Source organism: Streptomyces sp. TRM68416 (assembly GCF_014596915.1).
GTDB lineage: Bacteria > Actinomycetota > Actinomycetes > Streptomycetales > Streptomycetaceae > Streptomyces.
This window is the reverse complement of the sequence record NZ_JACVWU010000017.1, coordinates 1-19,010: the sequence shown is the minus strand read 5'-3', so window position 1 is coordinate 19,010 and position 19,010 is coordinate 1. Positions and strand designations below refer to the sequence as shown.

Here is a 19,010-nt window from a genome sequence, read left to right as displayed (position 1 = left end):
CGGGGGGGGCGAGGGCACTGGGACTGGCCGACCGGGTGGGCCGGATCGAGGTGGGCATGCAGGCCGACCTGCTCGCCGTCGACGCCCGGGCACTCAACCTGTGGCCGGCGCACGACCCGGTCGCCACGGTCCTGCACGCCGACATCGCCGACATCGAGGCCGTGATGGTCGCCGGCATCTGGCGCAAACGCGATCACGCGCTGCTCACCACCGGCCTCGACAGGGTGAAGGAACAGCTCCAGGAGTCCGGGGCACGGCTGCTGCGCAGCGTCCGGCCCGCCGGCTCCCCCGCCTGAGACCGGATCGCCCGGTCAGCCCTCGTCGCGCAGGTGGGCGAGCCCGCTGAGAAGGAGTTCGAGGCCGAAGGAGAACTCGTCCTCGATCGGAACCGGCATCGCCCCGGCCACCGTGACGGTGGCCGGGAAGAGATCCGCGTCCAGACTCCCGAAGACGGCCGCCGGCTGCGCGTCGTCGGCCTGTCCCGCACCGCCGTGCCCGTCGGCCTGCACGGCGAACCCGAGGACGTAGCGGGCCAGGGTCGCGTACGCATACGCGGCCACCCGCGGCGGGAAACCACCGTGGAGCAACACCGCGACACAGCGCTCCCGCAGCGCCATCGCGTTCGGCCCCAGAGGAATCCCCTCGCCCATCAGCCGCGCCGCGTTCCGGTGCCGGGCCAGGGCGTCGAACATGGTGTGCGCGACCGTCCGCAGCGCCCGCTGCCAGCCCATCGCGAGGAGCTCGTCGCCGTTCGGCTCCACGACGCCGAACATGCGGTCCACGACATGAGCGACCAGCGCCGCCCGGTTGTCGAAGTGCCGGTACAGCGTCGCCGTGCCCGAGCCCAGACGCTGGGCCAGCGTCCGCATCGAGAGGGCGTCCGCGCCCTCCTCGTCGACGATCCGGAGCGCCGTGGCGACGATGCGCTCCAACGGCACCGGGGGCCGCCCCGGAGAACGCCGAGCCGATGCCGCGCCCCCTCGCGCAGAACCAGGTGCTGCCACGGAACGTCCCACCTCCTCGGCCCGCACCATAACAACAACGCCGTAGCCGGTATATGACATCCTGGCCCGGTGCTCCTGAAGGATCTCGACGGCAGCGTCGGTCTCCGCCCTGTGCGGTATCAGTTCGCCACGGTCCGGGGCGACTCGTACGACGACAACTGGCTGGTCGTCGAGGGCAGGGTGACAACCCCCGGGGGAAGCTGGTCCTTCGCCGATCCGTGTTTGCTCACCCATGAGGCTCGCCGGGTGTCCGCGTGGCTGCGCGCGGTGGCCGCGGGCACGGTGGCCGTGACCGAAGCCGATGCCGACGGCGTGCTGTCGCCGGACACGTGGTTCGTCGAACCGGTCGTGGCGTTCAGCCTCGCCGACCGAAGCGCGGGCGGGGCCGCGGTGATTCGCGTTCATCTCTCGCTGGAGGCGGCACCCCCGTGGCAGCGGGGGGACGACGGAGCCGACGTCTACCAGTTCGCCGTGGAGATCAGGACGGACGCCGCGGCACTGCGTCACGCGGCTGACCAGTGGGACCTCGCACTGGTCCCCTTCCCACCCCGCTGATCAGCGTTCCTGCGCCCGCACGTGACCTTCGGTGCCGCAAGGTCGATACTGCCGACAGCAGCGTTCCCGTCGACCACCGCCGACTGCTCCGCCGATCCGACAGCCACACCGGAGGTACCCATGAGGATGCTCATCAACGTCTCGTAATTTGGTGCGGCCGCAGGTCAGGACCATGCTGAGGGCTCGTTGGTCAGCAAACTCCCAGCATGAGTCAGGAGACGTGCACGTTGGCGACCCAACTCACCCGTGGGATGGGCAGTTGCTTCAAGGTCTGCGCCTGTTCCCGCCAGACCCGATGCCCCCACCCTTACGCCATTCGCTACCGCGATGCAACAGGCCGCCAGCGCGAGGAGACGGGGTATTCGACGCAGCAATCTGCGATCGAGAGGCTCACCAAGGTCTACAACGAGAAGAGCAACACCCCGCGTCAGCAGGCGGACCTCAAACGCGAGATCGGAAAGCAACGCTTCGGGCCGTACGCCTCCACGTGGCTCACCCGACAGCGACACTACGCTTCCGGCAGTGTCCGCACGGTCAATCAGGTCCTGAACAGCCATATTCTTCCGGTTCTGGAATCCCGCCGGATAAATACCTTCGCGTCGACCGTCGTCGAAGACTTCATCATGTCGATGGAGGAACGTTCCGTCGGCCTGGCCGCGCAGCAGAACTCCTTCGACACGCTCAAGAAGATCCTTCTCGACGCGCGTCGCCGGGGAGGCATCACCGAGGACCCTTTCGACGGAGTGATACCGCCCGAGTACATCCCTCGGAAGATCACCATTCCGGCGCTGGACGAGATCCATGCCCTCAAGGCGGTCGCCAACGACGGCCTCGTCGTCATCATCGACCTGATGTCCGGTTGTGGTCTCCGCAATGGAGAAGCCTACGCAGCCAACACGGAACGGATGGTCGCGGACGACGTCTACCGAATCACCGAACAGATCGAGGGAAAGACGCGCGAGCGGTCACGCCTCAAGCATCGCAAGCCGGGAGAATTTCGCGAAACTCCGATGCCCTGGACGGTGCGCGAGTCACTCCTGCGGTACGAGAAGGACCACGGCGTGTCTGCGGACGGGTACCTTCTCCGGACCCAGCGGTCCGCCCATTGGGCACACACCACGCTCGAATACCAGTGGAACATTGCGAAGAAGAGGGCCGGCATCACGAGGAAGCTGACGACCTACTCTCTGCGCCATTACTTCGCGTCCAACTGTCTCTCCAGGGGCATACCCATCACGGACGTGGCGGAGTGGATGGGGCACAAGAACATCAACATGACCTTCAAGATCTACCGCCACCTCATGCCGGCGTCGATCGGCCGAGCCGCTCGGATCCTCAACGACGGCCTGTGAACACGAAAGGGCCGGGCTTTCGCCCGGCCCTTTACGCAACCCTCTGCTGCTGTGCCCATCGGTCAAGATCTACGATCTTGAACTTCAACTTACCGCCGAAGTAGTACCTGGGGATGCCATGCCGTTGGGACTCTTCGATACATCCAACGCTCGGTCATGTCGAGATATGTGGCCGCATCAGCGACCCCCACGTACTGGCGATCCATCCATTCCTCCTCGTCACACTCACGGGAGGTATACACAACTTTTCCGGCCGCACCCAACGAAAGCGGCCGCGTCACGCTCGGATCTCCACCGACGATGACCGGGCCCGGTCGGCGACGCCCGGGGCTCGGTTGCACAGCAGTAAGTTCAAGCGGACTGCCAGTGGATGAAACCGAGCGAGGTCAGTCCTTCGGACCGACAGAGGCGATCCGACGGGCCACCGACCTCCGTTTGGAGGAGCTGATATGCCGCCCCATTGGTCTGGCCCCAGTGCATAGCCGCCCGCCACATCAGCCTTCCCAGGCCTTCACCGCGGTGCTCTGGGAGGACACCGAAGTACTGCGGCATCAGTTGCGGGGTGCCAATCGCGTCGCGACGGATCTCCATTGGGCCGATAGCGCCGGCCACTCTGCTGTCCGAGACGGCGGTCAGGACTGGGCCGACCGTTCCGGCCCGCATCTGCCCAGAGAGGAAGACGAAGCCGTCGGATGCCATCTGTTCGGCGAAGTCGGCGAAGGTATCTCGTACGCCCGCTGGCCATTCATCGTTGGAGCGCACTGGGCCGTCCGGAGGGATGCAGAGGGTCGTCCTGAAGTCCTTCAGTTGGATGCGCGTACCGCGGCCGCTCGGAGACTCGGGACCGAGGAACCGTACGATGCGCAACTTGCTGGCACCGTGGTCGGCGGCCAGCTTCTGTGCGAGTTCGGTGGCGGCGAGCACGCTGCTTGGTTCGATGCCGTAAAGGTGGACCTTGATCATGCCAGCACCTCGCCGGGACAGCGCGGGGATCAACGTCTCGCCGGGCCGATGGACAATGCTCTCGACGAGGACGGTTTCGGCCTTGCTGTCGGACCAACGGATGTCCTTGTCGTAGCGAAGGAACCACCGATCGGTGGAAGCCGCGGTCAGGGTGTCCGTGAACAGATCCTCGGTCAGTACGGACGGATGGACCGGCCCGATCGTCGGCACGTAGGGCGCCAGCACCACTGGACGTAGCCAGTCCCAGCGGAATCGCATTGCTTCAGGGTACTCATCTCGTGCTCAGGTCTCAGACCCCGACGCGGATGCGCCAGGGCCTGAGGGCAGGTGACCGAAGGGGGTCAGTTCGGGTTGTCGTCGCCGGCTGCGCACGAGCAGGCGCTGCCCTCCATCAGGGCGTCGGCGTCGACCTCGATGACAACGGCGGTAGTGGCAACGAGGCCGGTGGCAAGGACCGGGCGAATGGCCGGCGGACGGCGGGTCAGGATCTCGACGGGAACAGGACTCATGAGGGCACCATCTCCTTGGTGTCTCCGTGCTGGCAGTAGGTGTTCAGTGGTGCCTTCGCCTCCTGGTAGAGCTTGGCGAGCGGTCGGCACACCCGGCAGGTACCGGAGAGCGAGCAGCCCGGACAGCCACCGGTGCGAAGCATGAGCCGATCGGAGATCGCTCCGAGTCGGCGAAGGCCATCGATGCCTTCAGCCATGAGGTCGATCTGGTCATCGCGTCCGATCCAGATCGAGACCCTGGCGTGCGGGTCAGCGTGGAAGAAGGTCACGCCCGCGTTGCAGCCCTGGAAGACCGGGCGCTTACGCAGGTGCTCGGTGGATTGGACAAGCAGCGGCTCGCCCGTGCCGGAGAAGGTCGGCTGCATGTTGGTGTAGACGTGGTAGTCGAGGCCCCAGCTCTCAACCAGGGCCGCCATAGCGTCGACCTCGTGGGCATTGTCCTCTGTGACTACGACGGACACTCGCAGGGGCAGGTCGGCATTGCGGGCTGCAGCCATGCCCTTTCGGAAGTTCTTCCAGGCACCCTTGCGCTGGGTGAGCTCGTCGAAGGAGTCCTCCGTGGCGCCGTACATGGTGACAACGACGCGGTATGGCGGGCAGTCCCGGAACAGCCGCAGCAGCTCGGGTTTCCACAGGCGCGAGGCGTTCGTCAAGACCGTGAGCATCATGCCCTGGCGGTACGCGTACCGGTAGACGCCCTCGAAGTCGGGATCGACTGTCGGTTCCCCGCCCGTGATCTGGAGCCAGAGAACCCCGGAGTCGCGGAAGATGTCGATCAGCTTGACCTTGTCGTCCCACCCCAGGCCGGCGAGGGGGCGTTCGCCGAGGTAGCAGTGCTTGCAACCGAAGTTGCAGTAGAGATTGATCTCCCAACTCGCCCGGGCGAAGGCGAGCTCGGTCGGTTCGCGCACCAGGAGTGCCTCCTGGCAGCTCTGGCCGTCCAGGTCGAGGTCCCAGGCTTCGGTCGCGGTGGCCGCCAGCCAATCGGGCACGCGGTCGTCGACTCGGGCATATTGCCGTAGGTCCTCGTAATGCGAGGCTGGCAGGCGCACGCACACGGTACTCCCCGGACGAACAGCCAGGTAGCCGTCCAGGAACGGGCTAACGATCAGCCGGTGCATCCTTTACCTCTTCTCTTGAGACTGGATCCCGCCCCTGCTGCGACCTGTCCTTCTGAGGTGGGGGAACCTCCAGTTCGAGCAGCAGGGGCGGGGGCATATGGCCGCTTCAGGGCCTGGCCGTCCTCTACGCGACATGGGCGGGCGGTCTCGGGAACGGCATTGGAGACGACCACTGGCCAGGGGGGACGCAACTCATCCCCGGATGTGACGGCGCCTCGGCGACGGACGGCTCGTTCACTCATCGTCCAGTGGAGCTGTTCGAGCCGGAACACACACCGCTGGCAGGCGACGAGCGGGAAGACCACGTCGGCCACCGCGATGTCGCCGACTTCTGCTACCGGGACACCGGTCTGCTCGCACTTGAAGCAGCTGCCGTCCTGCCAGTCGAAGCGCCCCCACAATTCCTCTGGTCTCAGCCCCATGGCATGCCCCCGGTTGTTCGGTGTGGCAGCGGCTTGCCGCCGACGACAGCTACGAACAGCGCAGGGCGGGCGTGCCATGCAAAGGAGAACGGCTCCGCCACCAGCGGCAGCGTGAAGTCCGTGCCCTTCTGAAGGGCCGACACGGCGTCTTCCCACAAGGGATCGCTCCGGTCGACCAGACGGTCAATGGGGTAACGGCCCGACGGCCGAGGCGATGATGCGGATAGTGAGGCGGGCCCATCGCACGGCCGACTCCGGAGTTGGCTGCGATGCAGACCGGATCCGCTCTCCGTCGGTGTGACGCCACTCGCACCAGAAGCCTGGCTGGGGCTTACCGTTAGTGCTGCTGAGCCCGGACGAACGGTGAAGCAGCATGGGGTGATCAGGTCGCATGGTGGCTCGGCTCGGTGTAGATCCACAGCAGACGCCGGGCCACGTTGGCCACGTCGCGCATATAGAAGAAGGCGTTTAAGGCCGCGGTTTCCTTCGTCGGGCGGCCCGTCAGCTCCAGTAGCCGGTAGGCCTGTCTGAACAGGTCCCTGACCTCGGGATCCCCGTCGGCGCCGAGATCCTGGGCGAGAAGGTGGTTCAAATGCTTGATGACGACGGCCGTTCGGGCATTGATGTCCTCGCGGGTCGAGGTCCCGAGCTGCATCCGAAGGGCGGCGTCGGTGCTGTCCGCGATCGACTCCGCGTCGACGGTTGAAGCCTCGGGTTCGTTGGTCACGGTAGCCACCACGCATCTCCCCTCGGTGCCGCATGGCGCGGCTTCCTTGGTTGCTCAGGTTCGAGAACGACCGTAGGACTACCGTCTTTCAACTCCCAAGAAGATTGCGCGAGTTTGCAGCAAGTCGATTGACGACCCCGAACAGGCTCTCGACCATCGAGGTGTCACGCAAATCAGCGCAAGGCAGCAGACAGGAGAGCGCCATGCAGCTACGGTTCCTTGGTAAGAACTCCACCGTGGGAGACTGCCCGACCCTGTACGCCACGGACCGGGATACGTACCTCGTCCAAGGCTGGAAGACCTTCGCTAACGACCTGCTGATGCAACTCGACATTCGCGAGGGGCAGACGGCAGTCGAAGTACCGACGGAGCTGTTCGAGTTCCTGAAGGAGGACGGACTGACAGCCGGCGAGTTCAGGCGGATCGAGGACCCGGTCATGGTCCTCACGCCCGGCGGCACGTACGTCGTCCAGGGCCTGGAGGTCACTGACCCCGAGGCGTTGTCCCAGATGGAGATTCCGGACTACGAGACCGTGGTCGAGGTCCCGAAGGCCTCGATCACCGCCCTACTGGAGGAACCGCGTGGAGTTGATCTCCAGCGCCAAGCGCAACCGGCTCTTTGAGACCTTCACGAAGGACGCCTTCCATCTGGAGCTGAGGGACGACTACTCGGTCCCGGATGAGGACGGGCCGTTTGAGTGCTGGCTTCGGGGAGCGCCGGTCGACTACTCGTACATGGAGCCGTGGGCGCAGCTCATCAAGCGTGTCACCGGAGAGGGCAAGACCGTCCGTCGCGTGCGCGTTGTGACCGAGCCCCACTCTCCCTACATCCAGTGGGAGTACGCCGCTACTCCCCACAACGAGGAGGCCGGCGAGGAGATCCGATGGCTGCCGCGTCACCGGCTTCCCGACGAACTGGTCTTCCCCGTCGGCGGCAACGACTGGTGGTTGTTCGACGGTCGCCTCCTGGCCGTGGGGCACCTCGACACCGACGGCCGCGTGCTCGGCTCCGAGCTGGTCGAGGCCGCCAAGGCCGTTGCTGAGTGCGTCCGCGTCCGAGATCTGCTGTGGGACCTGGCCATCCCGCACCGCGAGTACAAGCCCTGAACCATCCGTGAGCAACCAAGCACAAGAAACGCGCGAGGCACTGGGTGCCCGGCTGCGCGGCTTCCGGAAGGATGCCGGATTCACCAGCGGCCGGGCCCTGGCGCGCGCCCTCAACTGGCAAGAGTCCAAGGTCTCTCGCCTTGAGCACGGTAAGCAGAACGCCAGCGAGCAGGACATCAGGGCCTGGTGCACGGCGACCCGGCACGAGCAACACATCGACGACCTGATCGCCACAGTCCGCCACATCGACGAGCTGTGGCTTGAGTGGCGCCGGCAGGTCCAGACGGGCGCCGAGACCAGGCAGAAGAAGTCCCTGCCCGTCTATGCCAAGACCAAGGTGTTCCGCATCTGGCACCCCAACATGATCTGGGGGACCTTCCAGACGGCGGACTACGCCGCCGAGATCTTCCAGCAGGCCGTCAGTTTCCTGGAGTATCCCAACGACACCGAGGTCGCCGTCGGCAAGCGTCTCGAACGGCAGCGGTACCTCTACGAGGGCAACCGGATCTACAACGTGCTCCTCGGCGAACAGGCCCTGTACTCCAACGTAGGCGGGCCAGAGGTCATGAAGGCTCAACTCGACCGCCTCCTGGCCCTGATGGGACTGCCCCGCGTGAGCCTCGGCATCGTCCCCCGTGCCGCAGCCACCGAGATCTGGCTCGGTCACGGCTTCTCCATGTTCGACGACAAGCTCGTTCTGGTGGAGACCTACTCGGCGGAGTTCTCCGTCACCCAGCCACGAGAGATCGACCTGTATGCCAAGGCCTTCGCCCTGTTGAAGCAGTCCGCGGTCTACGGCACCGCCCTCCGTGACCTCGTCCTCACCGCTACCCGACATTTTGATCAGATGCCGAACGACTAGGAGAGCACCATGTCCCCTGCGACCCCGAATTGGCGTACCAGCTCCTACACGGGCACGGAGAACTGTGTGGAAGTGGCCGACAACAAACCGGAATTGGTGATGGTCCGGGACACCAAGGCCCGCAGCCGCGGAATCCTGGCCATCCAGCCCGCAGCGTGGGCCGTCTTCGTCGAGTTCGCCAAGGACAGATAGCAAAGACGGCCACACCTACCGTTCACGTCTTGTCGGCAGCGGGAGTAGCCGGCCCGGCTGCTGCCACTCGATCCCACGGCGTCGAAGGTTCAACCTTGACCGGCTCAGCCCGTACGGCTGAATCGGAGTCCGGGGAATAACCCGCTCTTCACCGCGATTGTCCGTACTCAGTGATCAAGGTGGAGTTGGGGAGAGACATGAGCAACCTGAAGGTCTTCAGGCTGCGAGGCGGGCGAGCCACAGAGATATCCGGGGCGTCCGTGGGGGTCGAACGCGAACTGCAGGCGCTGATCGAAGCCAACATGGAGGCCATGCTCGGCATCCGCTTCCTTGTGACCGAGTACCGCACCGGTCGTCACAGTGGCCGGATCGACTCCCTCGGCTTGGACGAGAGCGGGACACCGGTCATCGTGGAGTACAAGCGCTCCCGCGACCAGAACGTCATCAACCAGGGGCTCTCCTATCTGTCGTGGCTCCATGACCACCACCATGAGTTCGAGAGTGTGGTCAAGAACAAAATCGGCGCTGAGGCCGCTGCCGAGATCGACTGGTCCAATCCCCGGATCGTCTGCGTCGCCGGGGCCTTCACGCGCCATGACATCGTGGCGATCGAGATGATCGGTCGCAGGATCGACCTGGTAACGTACCGAATCTTCGACGACGTCCTCACGCTGCAGCTCGTTGCCGCGAAGGCCGGCGTCGCCCCTTCTTCAGGGCGGACGATGCTCGACGCCCCTCGATCTTCGGGCTCGCCTGCTCCCAAGTCGGTTCAGCAGTACCTCGACGAGGCGCCGCAGGATCTGAGGGACCTCTGCCGGGATCTGGACGAAGTGCTTCTGTCCCACAGCGACGTGCAGAAGGAGACCCAGGTCCACTACATCGCGTACCGACGGATCAAGAACGTTGCCACCGTACGCGTTCAGCCGCGCAACCGAGTGCTTGTGGTGAACCTGAGACTGAATCCGGACTCGGTCGAACTGCACGACGGTTTCTCGCGAGACATTCGGGGGCTGGGATGTCTCGGTATCCGGGACGGCGTGGAGCTACGGATCGGATCGCGTGCGGACCTCGCACGGTCAGTTGCCCTGATCCAACAGAGCGTCGAGGCATCCTGACTCCCCTCACGCACAAGGGCGGTTGCATAGCCGGTTTACGGTGATGCAACCGCCCTCTTCTGTGCCCCCGCCCCGGCGCCGGAGCCTCTCGCTCTCACTCCTCGGGCCCAGCGGGTTCGAAGTCATCTTGCGTCAGGGCAGCCCGCAGGCGCTCCTCAGCGATGCCAGCATAGTGCTCGGAGAGTTCAATACCTATGAACTCTCGTCCCTCCCGCAGGGCGGCGACTCCTGTAGAACCGGAGCCTGCGAATGGGTCGAGGACCGTTCCTCCTGGCGGGCAGATCTTCACCAGCTCCTGCATCACTTCCACGGGTTTTTGAGTGATGTGCACGCGGCCCTTCTGGGGCTGGCTCGCCGTATAAAGGCCTGGCAGATAGACGGGGTTACGGTTGGGATCCACCGGCCCCTTGGTGCCCCACACGATGTACTCGCAGGACTGCTTGAGTCGGCCCTTCTGTGGCCGGGAGACCGGCTTGTGCCACGAGGCGATCCCCCGCCAGGTCCAGTCGGCAGCCTGGAGCGCGTCCGTCGTCGTCGGCAACTGCCGCCAGTCTGTGAAGACAAGCGCGGTGCCGGACTCGACGGTCGCGCGATAGGACTCGGTGAGCAGGAGGGTGAGCCAGAAGCCGTACGAGCGCTGGTCTCGGTTCTCGCCGGGGAAGTTGGCGAGGTCGTGCTCGGCATCCGCCGAGGTGTACTTCGCGCGCGCTGAGCGGCCTGTGCGCTCGCTGCTTGTTCGGCCACCGCTGTTGTAGGGCGGGTCGGTGATGACGGCATCGACGCTGGTGTCGGGGATGCCCGCGAGGGCGGTCAGCGCGTCGCCTCGGTGAAGGGTGTACGGCATTGCACGGTTCTCTCTTTCAGGGGGCGGTCATGCGCCTGTTTCTCCGCTCGCGGAGGGCTGCGCACGTCGGCGTGGGTCGCTCCGCGGAACTGCGAGGGCAACCGCCGTGGCGAGCAATGCGCTGGAGGTTAACTCCGAATTCCGGCCGCACCCAATGAGGCAGATCTCAGCTCAGCGCCCCGAAACCGCCCGAATTACGGGCCGTTTGGTGCGGCCGGATTCCGTCCCTACAGTCTCGCCGTGTTCGCAGGACGGGACCTGGTTCCGGCCCTGCTGAGCTGTGTCGACGCGTGCCGTTCCGTCCAAAGGACAGCGCGCCTGACACCCCACCGACTGCCTTCCTGATCAGCGAAGGGGACTTCCCATGTGGCGAGTGAGATTACGAGCGCGGCTGGCTGCCGCTTTCCAGTAAGGGGCCAGCGGCCGGAAGTTAGCAGCTCCCGGCCCTGGTTTCCCTGCCTCCCCTCAAGGATTGCGAATTAACCAGCGCGGTGCCGGTGGCCTTTTCGACGAGAACGCCTGCGCCGCGCTGCCTACGAGAAAGAGGCTGCCGATGCAGCATGCCCAGGCGCGCCCCTCCCCGGGCTCAGATTCCCTGTCCCGCCGTTCCATGTGCAGCCCGCGTCCGTGAAGAAGGCCATCGCCATAGCAGGGGCCGTGGCGCTCGGCCCGACGTTGTTGATAGCGCCGTTCGCTGCCGCTCTCGCAGGTTCCAGCAGTGCTCAGGCCGCCTGTTCCGCGGACGGCACACGGGCTGTGGACAGTGCGGAGGTCGCGAAGCTGGTGAAGTCCATCCTCAAGGGCGACGGCAAGGGGTCCGTGTCTGTTTCGGGGCTTTCTCAACCCGTGGAGCAGATAGCGAACGCCGAGACGATCCAGGCCACTGGCATCGCGATGAACGTGCCGGTCCGGGGGCAGATCGTTGCCCTGGCCACGGCGCTGCAGGAGTCGGGGCTGCGGAACCTGGATTACGGGGATCGCGATTCGCTCGGCCTCTTCCAGCAGCGCCCCAGCCAGGGTTGGGGTACGGCTGCCGAGGTTCGCGATCCGGTGCACGCCTCGACGAAGTTCTACGAGGGCCTACTCAAGGTCTCGGGCTGGCAGTCGATGACCGTCGCCCAGGCCGCACAGGCGGTTCAGAAGAGCGGCTATCCCGACGCGTACGCGAAGTGGGAGCCGCTGGCCACGGCCCTGCAGAAGGGCATCGCCAAGTCGCGCGGCCAGGACGAAGGTTCCGGCAAGGGCGGCGACACCGGCAGTGTGGCCGAGCAGACGTCCTCCTCGGCGGCTGCCGCGTGCGGCACCGGCGGGGACGGGGCCTCCTTCGGCCCGACTCCCGCGGGCTCCATACCCGAGGGCTACGAGGTCCCGGCCAGCGCGCCCAAGTCGGTGCGTACAGCGATCCGTTGGGGTCTTGGTCAGCTCGGTACGCCGTATCAGTGGGGCGGCAACTGCTCAGATCCGCACGGCCGGGACCCGATGGGCCGGTGGGACTGCTCGTCTCTGATGCAGGCGTCGTACAAGGCCGGCGGTGTCTCGATCTCCCGAACCACGTACACGCAGGTCAAGGAGGGCAAGGCAGTCAGCGTCGACGCCCTCAAGCCGGGGGACCTCCTGTTCACCCGCGGCACGGCCGCGGCACCCGAACACGTCGGGATGTTCATTGGCCAGGGCTTGATTCTGCAGGCCCCCAAGACCGGCGACGTGGTCAAGATCTCGACCCTCGCCGACTGGCGCGCAGACATCGTCGCCGCCCGCCGGGTCGTCTGACCGGCCCCTTTCTCCCCCTCCCCTCGCTCCATCTCCTCTCGGGCCCTCGCGCGCCCAAAATCGCACTGGAGTTCCAAGTGAAGCTCATGCAGCACGCCCAGTATCTGGCGTACAGCCCCGGCATCACACCGAAGGAGGGCGGTCTCCCCGGCCTCAGCGTGCTGAAGAACGTCGTCTCCTCGATCAACCTCTTCGGGATCATCGCGGTGGTCGGCGCCCTGGCCATCTCCGCCATGGTCTGGGCGTGGGGTCACCACAGCGGCGGTCACCAGGCCGAGGCGAACGGGAAGAAGGGCACGGTCATCGCCGCCGGGTGCGCGCTGCTGCTCGGCGCGGCCAACGGCATCGTCGCGTTCTTCTCGGCAATGGGAACGCAGGTCCACTGATGCCGAAGAAACATTCCCTCGCCGCCCAGGAGCGCACCTACGGGGGCGCCCTCCTCGGTCCTGCGACGTGCCCTGATGGGCGGCCTCGTGCTCGTCGTGCTGCTGGCCGTCGCCGGTCTCGTCGCGTATCTGACCCGTGCGGAGAGCCTCGCCTCCGCGCAGCCCTCCCCGAGCCCGACATCCACGCCGCCGGCCGCTTCGCCGGAGGCGACCGCCGATGAGGGCGAGGCTGTCGCAGCGCCGCCCAGGACGAGCGATCCGATCGTCTTCGCCAAGGCGGCCACCAAGGTCCTGTGGACGTACGACACCCGGTCCTTTTCGCGTGCCGAGCACGTCGCCGGCCTTAAGCGGTGGATGACCGGCGAGAAGAAGTACGCCGACTGGGGCTCCGTCTCCGACCAGATTCCCAGCCCGGTGCTGTGGTCGCGGATGCACGACAACCAGCAGCGCGCGACCGCCAAGGTCGGCGAGGGCCACTTCCCGCAGGCGTTCAAGACCGCCCTGGCCGAGGACCCCGGTGCGATCACCGAGGCGTACGTCTACGCCGTCACGGTCACCGGCAAGCAGTCCATCGCTTGGAAGGGCTCCGGGTCCGGGGCCGAGTCCCGCTCCACCACGCTCGCCGTCCAGTGCCGCCCCGATGAGGCCTGTGCCCTGGTCGGCGTGCTGCCGAACGTCGCGCCCTGACACCCCCGATTCCCGAAAGGAGGTGCCCCCATGGGGGCTTGTGACCTTCCCCTGATGAGCGCGGTGTGCGACACCGTCGGCGGGGTCGTCGGTTCGACCGGCGAGGCGATCACCGATGGCATCGGTGCCTGGATCGCCAAGTCGATGGGCGAGCTGGCCCAGTCCGCCGCGGACCTGGCCTCGACGGCGGTCGACAAGACCACGGCCGTCGATCTCAACGCCGAGTGGTTCCGCGACAACTACGAGCTGCTGCTGCCCATCGGTCTCGTCCTGACCGTCGGCACGTTCTGTCTGCAGCTGATGCGGGCCGCCTGGCGGCGTGACGAGCGCGCCCTCGCGCAGGCGGTGACTGGGACGGTGGCGGGCGTCCTGTTCGCGTTCGCTGCGATCGCCTGCACAACCGTCGCGCTGACCGTCGTCGACGCGCTGACCGCCGGGCTGTTCAAGGCGGCGAACACTTCGGTCGACGACGCCATCCGTCGCATCATCGAGGTCAACAACCTGGGCCCGATGTACGCGTTGGGCTGGACCATCCCAGCCATGGTCGGCCTCGGGTGCGCCATCGGCGCGTTCCTGTACTGGGCGGTGATGGTCGCCCGGAAGGTCGGCATTCTGGTCCTGGTGACGCTGGCGGTGTTCGCCGGCGCGGGCGGTGGCTGGGAAGTCGCGCGACGCTGGCGGCGCGGGTGGATCGAGGCGACCGCGACTCTGATCGTCAGCAAGCTGCTGATGACGATCGTGTTCCTGCTGGGCGTCTCGGCCATGGGCAAGAGCGACGCCTCCGACGGACTCGCCGCCCTGTCCGACGCCATGGCGGGTATCGTCGTCATGGTCCTGGTGATGCTGTGCCCCTACGCCACGTACAAGTTCGTGCACTGGGCGGCCGACGGCGGCGGCCAGGACGACCTGCACCGTACGGGCGTCGCCGGTGTCGCGGTGGCTGCCGGTGCGGCGAAGACCGCGGGCCAGCTGGCGATGCAGGCCGGTACGGGCATGCGGGCTCCGCAGGGTCCTGCGAAGGTTCCGGGCCAGGGCTGGGGCGGTGTCGCCTCCGGCATCGACCCGACCGGCGGTTCCGCCGACGGCGACCAGCCGAAGCAGACCCACTTCCGATTCGGTGAGGACCCGAACGCGACGGGTGACAAGGGCCGGGCTCTGATCCGGCGGCCTCCGACCGACGGTGACCGCGGGCAGGCGTTGATCCAGCGTCCCGGCGAGGGGGCGGCGGCCGACGCGACGCCGGTCTCGACAGGGCCGACGCCCCAGGGCGCTGCGGTGGCGCCGCCGCGCATCACGCACCTGGATCCGCCGGCACCCCGGCGTCCCGGGCCGGGGAGCGGACCGTCTCCGCAGGGCGGTGCCACGCCGCAGCGGTGGGTCTACCCCGAGCCGCCGGGTGGATCGGGGTCGTAGACCTCGCCTGACGGGGCGGGCGGCACCGGTCGCCTCCGGCACCGCCCGCCCCGTCTCCTCCCCCTCCTTCTTCTTGCTCTCCACGTTCCAAGGACGGCTTCGCCATGCTTTCCGACACCTCTCAGCCCGACGGTCCGGCCACCGTGAAGTTTCCGCATCGCTCGCGGCGCGGCGTACTGCTCGGCCTGTCGGCTCCTCAGCTGATCGTCGTCACCCTCGCCGGGCTGCTGCTGCTCGCGGTACTGCTGACCTCCGGCGTCCCCGGGGCGCTCAAGCTGATCCCGCTGTGGGTGGTCATTCTGGCTGCGGTGTTCGTCCGCCATCGCGGACGGTCCCTCGCCGATTGGGCGCCCGTCGCCGTGGGGTACGCGCTGCGTCGCTTCCGGGGCCAGCTGGTCTGGCTCGCCCGGCCGTCCACCCGTCCGCGCCGCGAGGGCCTGCTGCATCTCCCGGGCACGGCGGCATCCCTGCGGATGGTCACCGCCCCGCACGGCCGCTTCGGTGCCGTGCACGATCCGCACCACGGCACGCTCACCGCGGTCGTCAAGGTCTCCTCGCGTGCCTTCGCTCTGCTCGACCCGGCCACCCAGGCCAGCAACGTGGCGGGCTGGGGGCGCACGCTGGCGGCTCTCGCGCGCACCGGGCACATCGCCCGTGTCCAGGTCCTGGAGCGCACGGTGCCCGACTCCGGCGACGCGCTCAACCGCTACTGGCACGAGCACGGCAACGCCCAGACGCACCTCGCTGGCCCCATCTACCGCGACCTGCTGGCCGACGCCGGCCCGGCCGCGGCCCCGCATGAGGCCTACGTCGCGCTCGCCCTCGGCCTCAAGGCTGCCCGGCGTCTGATCAACCAGGCCGGCGGCGGACTCACCGGTGGCTTCGCCGTCCTGGCCCAGCTCGCGGCCACCTTCGATCAGGCCGCCCGCAACTCCGGGCTGGCGCCCAGCGGCTGGCTGGACGCATCCGAGATCGCCGCCGTGATCCGTACGGCGTACGACCCGAAGGCGTCAGCCGCTTTGGACCAGAGGTCGGCCTCGGGCCGCGCGCAGGCCGAGCCCGCTGCCGCTGGCCCCGTCGTCCTGGTCGAGAAGGCCGACCGGATCCAGACCGACTCGGCCCACCACGCCACGTTCTGGGTCGAGAACTGGCCCCGCATCGAAACCTCACCCGGCTTCCTGCACCAGCTCCTGTTCACCTCCGGCGTACGCCGCACGCTGTCGCTCACCTACGAGCCCAAGGGCCTGGACTCCGCGCTCAAGGACGTTCAGCGCCGCAAGGCCACCGTGATCGCGGACGCCGCCGAGCGGCAGCGCAAGGGGCAGGTCGACTCCGAGGAGGACTCGGTCGAATACGCCGACATCAAGCAGCGCGAGCGCCAGCTGATCGCCGGACACGCCGACGTCGCCCTCACCGGCCTACTCACCGTGAGCGCCGACACCGACGAGCAGCTAAACGCCGCCTGCGCCGCGATCGAGACCGCCGCCGTCGCCGCCCTCATCGACCTGCGCCTCCTGACTTGGCAGCAGGCCGAGGCCTTCACCAACTCCGCCCTGCCCCTCGCCCGCCCGTAGCGCACCCGCACCATCCTCTCGCGCTCTACCGAAGGGCACCCCCATGCCGACCGAGCCCCTGCCCGAACTGGCTCCGGACTTCGTCCCGTTCGCCACCGCCGCGCTCGACTTCCACCAGGCGATCAACATGCCGGTCGCCCCCATCGCCGCCGGCCGTGCCGAACTCGACTCCCTGCACGCCCATGTCGTCGCGCTGTACGGGTTGCTCGACGCCCACACCGCCCGCACCACCCCGGTGGCCAGGGCGGAGGGAGACCATCTGCGGGCGTGCCGGATCCGGCTGTGGCAGGCAGCCGAGCACCTCCACGCCGCCTTCCACGCCGCCCCGCACCCCGGCACCGGCTGCCTCCCCACCCGGGAGGCGTGCCGGGCCCGGCGGCCCGAGAGAGTGCCCGAACTCACCGTGTGCCGGCGCCACCTGGCCACCGCCACCCGCGTCCGCCGTGACCACACCCCGGCCGATCTGCGCGACCCCTTCACCGGCCTCACCCCCCACTGACCATCAGGAGCACCATCCCCATGGCCTCTCGGACTACCCGCGCCAGCGCCAGCCCGCTGTTCGTCCCGCGCAAGAGCGACCGCCGTACGGCGCGCGCCGCCCGTCATCAGTTCGCCGCCGCCCGCGACCAGGCCCGGCACGCCGCCCGTCCCGAAGCCCGCCCGACCGCGCCCGGTCTCGACCCCGAGCTGCGGGCCACCTACCCGGCCGCTGGCCGACCCGGTCCGGCCTCGGCCCGCGGCGGCCGTCTCAAACTCCCCGCCCACCGGATGACCACAGCCATCGCATCGGGGGCCTACCCCTTTCTCGCGGAGGGCGGTCTTGGCGCGCAGGGCATCTACATCGGCCGTGACGTCCACGCCGAAGCGGCGTTCACTTACGACCCGTTCGCTCTGTACGGGCGCCTCGACGCCTTCACCAACCCCAACATCCTGCTGGCCGGGATCATCGGCATGGGCAAGTCCGCCCTGGCCAAGTCCCTCGCGGTGCGCGCCGTGGCCTTCGGCTACCGGATCTACGTACCGTGCGACCCGAAGGGCGAGTGGACCGTCGTCGCCCATGAGCTGGGCGGGCAGACCATCGCGCTCGGCCCCGGGCTGCCAGGACGCCTGAACCCCCTGGACGCGCCCGCCCGCCCGTACGGCGTCAGCGAGGAAGACTGGACGAGCGAGGTCCGCAAGCGGCGCCTGCTGCTGCTCGGCTCGCTCGCGAAGACGGTCCTTGGGCGCGAACTGCATCCCATGGAACACACCGCCCTTGACGTAGCGCTCGACCAGGTCGTCGCCCACGCCGAGGCCAACGGCACCACCCCGCTGCTGGGCGAGGTCGCCTACGTCCTCGGCTGCCCCGCGCGGCTCGACGCCGCGCTCGGCGAGCTGTCCGGCCGCCTCGGACATGCCGCCGAGGACCTCGCCCACGCCCTGCGCCGACTCGTGCACGGCGACCTGGCCGGCATGTTCGACGCGCCGAGCACCGTGGCCTTCGACCCGAGCGCGCCAATGCTGTCCATCGACCTGTCCCGCCCCGGCGGAGCGGGCGACGACACCGCGCTCGTCCTGGCCATGACCTGCGCCTCCGCCTGGATGGAGTCCGCACTCGCCGCCCCCGCCGGAGGACGGCGCTGGGTGATCTACGACGAGGCCTGGCGCGTCATGCGGCACGTCGCGCTGCTGGAGCGAATGCAAAGCCAGTGGAAGCTCTCCCGCGGCCTGGGCATCGCGAACCTCATGGTCATCCACCGCCTCAGCGACCTGCTGGCCGCCGGTGACGCCGGCTCCCGCGGCCGGGCCCTGGCCGAGGGCCTACTCACCGACTGCTCCACACGGATCATCTACCGCCAGGAACCCGACCAACTCGCCTCCACAGCAGCCCTGTTGGGGCTCACCGGCGTCGAGACCCAGGCCGTCTCCGCGCTCACCAAGGGTCGCGACCTGTGGAAGGTGGCGGGCCGATCATTCATTACTCAACATCTTCTGCACCCACGGGAGCGTGAGCTGTTCGACACGGATGCACGAATGGGCGCAATCACTCGTCCTTGATCAATCCCACCATTCGGGGCCGGCGCCACGTCCCGGCCCCCGCCTCTTCCCGCCCCGAGCGTTCCTAGGAAGTCCCCTTCATGTCTCAGCAGTACAAGATCCGCCGCGCGATGCATCGCCTCGTCCAGAGCTACCTCCGCGCCACGGCAGTCAACACCTCTCACGGCCATATCCCCTGCCACAGGCCCGTTCAGTGCCCATGACCAATCCCGGCGCCTCGACACCCGCCAGGCTCCGCCGCCCAACGAATCAAATCTCCGCCATGGCTGAACGGCCGCCGATGACATGCGAAGTCGACTCTCCTGCGCCCGATTTCGCCGCACCGGCCGCAGAACACCAGGGCACCACTGCGGCCGGCAGAGCAACTAGC

At 67.6% G+C, this 19,010-nt stretch carries 21 protein-coding genes; 15 read left to right on the top strand and 6 right to left on the bottom strand.

Going from position 1 to position 19,010, the window contains the following annotated elements:
* The first annotated feature begins 35 nt into the window (after positions 1-35).
* On the top strand, positions 36-296 hold the full coding sequence (locus tag ICC28_RS40765) for a hypothetical protein (protein ID WP_317454105.1): 261 nt from the start codon (positions 36-38) through the stop codon (positions 294-296).
* A 15-nt stretch (positions 297-311) separates the two neighbouring features.
* Here the strand turns inward: ICC28_RS40765 and ICC28_RS25435 are convergent, their stop codons facing one another.
* The gene (locus ICC28_RS25435) at positions 312-938 is read right to left on the bottom strand and encodes a TetR/AcrR family transcriptional regulator (RefSeq protein ID WP_188291029.1); all 627 of its coding nucleotides are present in this window, start codon (positions 936-938) and stop codon (positions 312-314) included.
* Between the two features lie 135 nt (positions 939-1,073).
* Between ICC28_RS25435 and ICC28_RS25430 the strand changes: the two genes are divergently transcribed.
* The gene (locus ICC28_RS25430) at positions 1,074-1,559 is read left to right on the top strand and encodes a hypothetical protein (RefSeq protein WP_188291028.1); all 486 of its coding nucleotides are present in this window, start codon (positions 1,074-1,076) and stop codon (positions 1,557-1,559) included.
* Between the two features lie 206 nt (positions 1,560-1,765).
* A complete protein-coding gene (locus ICC28_RS25425; RefSeq protein WP_223189454.1) occupies positions 1,766-2,911 on the top strand; it encodes a tyrosine-type recombinase/integrase in 1,146 nt (381 codons plus the stop codon).
* A gap of 351 nt (positions 2,912-3,262) precedes the next feature.
* Here the strand turns inward: ICC28_RS25425 and ICC28_RS25420 are convergent, their stop codons facing one another.
* From ICC28_RS25420 to ICC28_RS25405, 4 genes are all read right to left on the bottom strand, one after another.
* The gene (locus ICC28_RS25420; protein ID WP_188291027.1) at positions 3,263-4,132 is read right to left on the bottom strand and encodes a GNAT family N-acetyltransferase; all 870 of its coding nucleotides are present in this window, start codon (positions 4,130-4,132) and stop codon (positions 3,263-3,265) included.
* Between the two features lie 83 nt (positions 4,133-4,215).
* Entirely contained in the window at positions 4,216-4,383 is a 168-nt protein-coding gene (locus ICC28_RS25415; protein WP_188291026.1) for a hypothetical protein, read from the bottom strand.
* Positions 4,380-5,504: a radical SAM protein gene (locus tag ICC28_RS25410; RefSeq protein ID WP_188291025.1), complete on the bottom strand. Its 1,125-nt coding sequence runs from the start codon at positions 5,502-5,504 to the stop codon at positions 4,380-4,382. The genes ICC28_RS25415 and ICC28_RS25410 overlap by 4 nt, the downstream gene beginning before the upstream one ends.
* Positions 5,505-6,308: 804 nt before the next feature.
* On the bottom strand, positions 6,309-6,653 hold the full coding sequence (locus tag ICC28_RS25405) for a hypothetical protein (RefSeq protein ID WP_223189452.1): 345 nt from the start codon (positions 6,651-6,653) through the stop codon (positions 6,309-6,311).
* A gap of 203 nt (positions 6,654-6,856) precedes the next feature.
* Here ICC28_RS25405 and ICC28_RS25400 point away from each other — a divergent pair, with 203 nt between their 5' ends.
* The 5 genes from ICC28_RS25400 (at position 6,857) to ICC28_RS25380 (ending at position 9,929) form a co-directional block, all read left to right on the top strand.
* On the top strand, positions 6,857-7,276 hold the full coding sequence (locus ICC28_RS25400; RefSeq protein WP_188291023.1) for a hypothetical protein: 420 nt from the start codon (positions 6,857-6,859) through the stop codon (positions 7,274-7,276).
* A complete protein-coding gene (locus ICC28_RS25395; RefSeq protein ID WP_188291022.1) occupies positions 7,236-7,760 on the top strand; it encodes a DUF6879 family protein in 525 nt (174 codons plus the stop codon). Before ICC28_RS25400 ends, ICC28_RS25395 begins: the two co-directional genes overlap by 41 nt.
* A 7-nt stretch (positions 7,761-7,767) precedes the next feature.
* Positions 7,768-8,622 (top strand): helix-turn-helix domain-containing protein, encoded by an 855-nt coding sequence (locus tag ICC28_RS25390; RefSeq protein WP_188291021.1) that lies wholly within the window; start codon positions 7,768-7,770, stop codon positions 8,620-8,622.
* Between the two features lie 9 nt (positions 8,623-8,631).
* Complete coding sequence (locus ICC28_RS25385; RefSeq protein ID WP_188291020.1) at positions 8,632-8,814, top strand: DUF397 domain-containing protein; 183 nt, start codon at positions 8,632-8,634, stop codon at positions 8,812-8,814.
* 197 nt (positions 8,815-9,011) lie between these two features.
* Positions 9,012-9,929 carry an endonuclease NucS domain-containing protein gene (locus tag ICC28_RS25380; RefSeq protein ID WP_188291019.1) on the top strand — a complete coding sequence of 306 codons (918 nt, stop codon included), beginning with the start codon at positions 9,012-9,014 and terminating at the stop codon, positions 9,927-9,929.
* Positions 9,930-10,023: 94 nt separating this feature from the next.
* On the opposite strand, the gene ICC28_RS25375 is transcribed toward ICC28_RS25380, so the two are convergent.
* On the bottom strand, positions 10,024-10,773 hold the full coding sequence (locus tag ICC28_RS25375; protein WP_188291018.1) for a DNA-methyltransferase: 750 nt from the start codon (positions 10,771-10,773) through the stop codon (positions 10,024-10,026).
* Between the two features lie 627 nt (positions 10,774-11,400).
* Here ICC28_RS25375 and ICC28_RS25370 point away from each other — a divergent pair.
* The 7 genes from ICC28_RS25370 to ICC28_RS25340 all read left to right on the top strand — a co-directional run bounded on the left by ICC28_RS25370 (position 11,401) and on the right by ICC28_RS25340 (position 18,640).
* Positions 11,401-12,543 carry a C40 family peptidase gene (locus ICC28_RS25370; RefSeq protein ID WP_188291017.1) on the top strand — a complete coding sequence of 381 codons (1,143 nt, stop codon included), beginning with the start codon at positions 11,401-11,403 and terminating at the stop codon, positions 12,541-12,543.
* Between the two features lie 86 nt (positions 12,544-12,629).
* The gene (locus ICC28_RS25365) at positions 12,630-12,929 is read left to right on the top strand and encodes a DUF6112 family protein (RefSeq protein ID WP_188291196.1); all 300 of its coding nucleotides are present in this window, start codon (positions 12,630-12,632) and stop codon (positions 12,927-12,929) included.
* A gap of 75 nt (positions 12,930-13,004) precedes the next feature.
* On the top strand, positions 13,005-13,616 hold the full coding sequence (locus ICC28_RS25360; RefSeq protein WP_188291016.1) for a hypothetical protein: 612 nt from the start codon (positions 13,005-13,007) through the stop codon (positions 13,614-13,616).
* Positions 13,617-13,646: 30 nt separating this feature from the next.
* Positions 13,647-15,029, top strand: coding sequence for an ATP-binding protein (locus ICC28_RS25355; RefSeq protein WP_188291015.1), 1,383 nt, complete (start codon positions 13,647-13,649; stop codon positions 15,027-15,029).
* 104 nt (positions 15,030-15,133) lie between these two features.
* Positions 15,134-16,603 (top strand): SCO6880 family protein, encoded by a 1,470-nt coding sequence (locus ICC28_RS25350; RefSeq protein WP_188291014.1) that lies wholly within the window; start codon positions 15,134-15,136, stop codon positions 16,601-16,603.
* A 43-nt stretch (positions 16,604-16,646) separates the two neighbouring features.
* Positions 16,647-17,102, top strand: a complete 456-nt coding sequence (locus tag ICC28_RS25345) for a DUF6238 family protein (RefSeq protein WP_188291013.1) — start codon at positions 16,647-16,649, stop codon at positions 17,100-17,102.
* Positions 17,103-17,122: 20 nt separating this feature from the next.
* Positions 17,123-18,640, top strand: coding sequence for an ATP-binding protein (locus ICC28_RS25340; RefSeq protein ID WP_188291012.1), 1,518 nt, complete (start codon positions 17,123-17,125; stop codon positions 18,638-18,640).
* Positions 18,641-19,010 lie beyond the last annotated feature (370 nt).